The organism is Bdellovibrionota bacterium (genome assembly GCA_035292885.1).
Lineage (GTDB): Bacteria > Bdellovibrionota_G > JALEGL01 > JALEGL01 > DATDPG01 > DATDPG01.
Map to the genome: position 1 here is coordinate 1 of DATDPG010000143.1, position 2131 is coordinate 2131.

Consider the following 2131-nt stretch of genomic DNA (forward strand, 5'->3'; position numbering starts at 1 on the left):
CGGCCCGCCATACGCCGAGCCCTTCAACGCCGGCGGCAAAAATGAACCTCGCTCCTCAGGGCAAGTTGACCAGCGACCTCGTCACGACGATTCACTTAAGTCACCACGAGGGCCAACCTTGGGTCGTCGGAGAAGAGCACATCACGTTTGATTTTCTCTTTGAAATCGCTCGAAACAATTTCACCGGAATCCTTCATCTTCAAGACGACGCCGGCTTGAAAACAACGATCTTTTTCAATCAGGGACGGATGATCGCCGTGGATCAGTTTCCCATGGAGGAATCGCTAACCACGGTATATTTCCTGCGTAAACGGAAAAAGCTCACCGAGATGGCGTATCGCGATCTCCTTCGTAAGCACGCCCAGGGGGGGCTTTCGGACAAAGACCTGGTCGCGGCGAATATCTCGCCCGGCGATGTTCAGACCGCGGCCCGGCAAGCGATACATCACCGTTTGGGCCGGATGCTGGCGGCGAAGAAACAGACCTACCGTTTGGAGCCCGGTACCGAACCTATTGCTCATGTCTTCCCGATCACGACCAATCTCTCCCGGGCCATTTTTCGCGGAATCGTTGAGGCGACGGTTTTGCACGCGACCGAGGAGCTTCTCGGAGGCATGGATCCCTACCTGAACCAGTTCGTCATCCGCTCCGCCCATCTTCCGTCTCCGATCGCGGACCTTCGCCTGGAAGCCGACGAACAGCGTTTTTGGGACGTCACGCTCGAAAAACCGATTTTGCTTCGAAACCTTTTTTCGGTCAGCGCGCTGAGCAAGACCAAATCCATCCACCTTCTCTACGCCCTTTATTTTCTCGGGTGGATCGAGTTTACGGCCAAGATTCAGGTGGACGAGGCGAACTTTCTTCCCCATCTCACGCAGCTGCTCGGGGAGATGGCCGCGATGAACCACTACGAAATTCTTCATATCCACTGGACGGCGCTGAAGCCCGCGATCGAAAAGGCTCAACAAGATTTGCATCATCAATGGTCGAGCCTCCCGCTTCCGAACGAGCATAAGAACGAAGCGACCCGTCTGATTCATGGGATCCTCGAACGAATCGACGAGTCGTTCCGGTATCTCTCCGATGATCAGCAACGACGACACTACCGGGACCAACTGATCGAAAGTCACCAGCGGTCGTTCAGCGCGGAGCTGCTGCGGCAACATGCGGAAACGTACCTCTTGCGCGAGGACAAGAAACAGGCCCGCGCGTACATCGATATGGCGCTGGACCTACTCCCCGGGAATACCGAGTACCTGGCCATTCGGGCTCAGTGTAAATAAAAAGCGTAACATCCGGTGGACGCCCGCCGTCGACGCACCCTTCCGCTTGAACTTCTCGTCTGAAATCAGTAGGTTCACCTCCCCGTGAGGGGTGCGGAATCGGAGGTCAGGTGGACTTGGTTGGAATAGACATCGGTGCCCTATTCTTGAAGGCCGTTCGGCTGGATTCTTCGGGCGTTATTCTCGAAAGTTTCTACGAACGACATCGGGGACAACCCGCGGAGGCGCTGGCCGAGGTCTTCGACGCGCTCGACGTCACCGAGGCGGATTCGATCGGCCTGACGGGCTGCAATGCGGAATTTTTCGCCCTTAGTCTGGGACTGCCGTACCGAGACACCACGCTCTGTCAGCTCGACGCGATCCGGAGGCGGGTCCCCGGCGCGTCTAACATTATGGATATCGGCGGCGGCTCGGCCACGCTGATCCGGCTCGACGGCAAGGGGAAATTCCAGGGGTACTCGACGAACTCGATGTGCGCCGCGGGGACCGGCTCGTTCCTCGACGAGCAGGCGGGGCGGCTCGGCATCTCCTACGACGACGCCTCCTACTTTCTTCACAATCCGAATCCCCCCACGATCGCCACGCGCTGCACGGTCTTCGCGAAGAGCGATTTAATTCACCGCCAGCAGGAAGGATGCACCCGGATGGATATGTGGTCGGGTCTCTGCCGCGGAATGACCCGAACACTGCTCGGCACGCTCTTGAGCGGCCGTCCTCTGAACGGCAAAACCGTCGTCATCGGCGGCGTCGCCCTCAACGCCGAGGTCGTCCGCTGGCTCGAGCACGCGTGGCCGGATCACATCCTGGTGCCCGAATCCCCCCACCTTCTGACCGCTGTCGGGGCCGCC

At 58.7% G+C, this 2131-nt stretch carries 2 protein-coding genes; both read left to right on the top strand.

Translation table 11 applies throughout. The features are described 5' to 3' along the window. The coding region (locus VI895_10640; GenBank protein ID HLG20255.1) for a hypothetical protein at positions 1–1283 on the top strand (1283 nt) is incomplete at its 5' end. A gap of 110 nt (positions 1284–1393) precedes the next feature. Next, the coding region (locus tag VI895_10645; GenBank protein ID HLG20256.1) for a BadF/BadG/BcrA/BcrD ATPase family protein at positions 1394–2131 on the top strand (738 nt) is incomplete at its 3' end.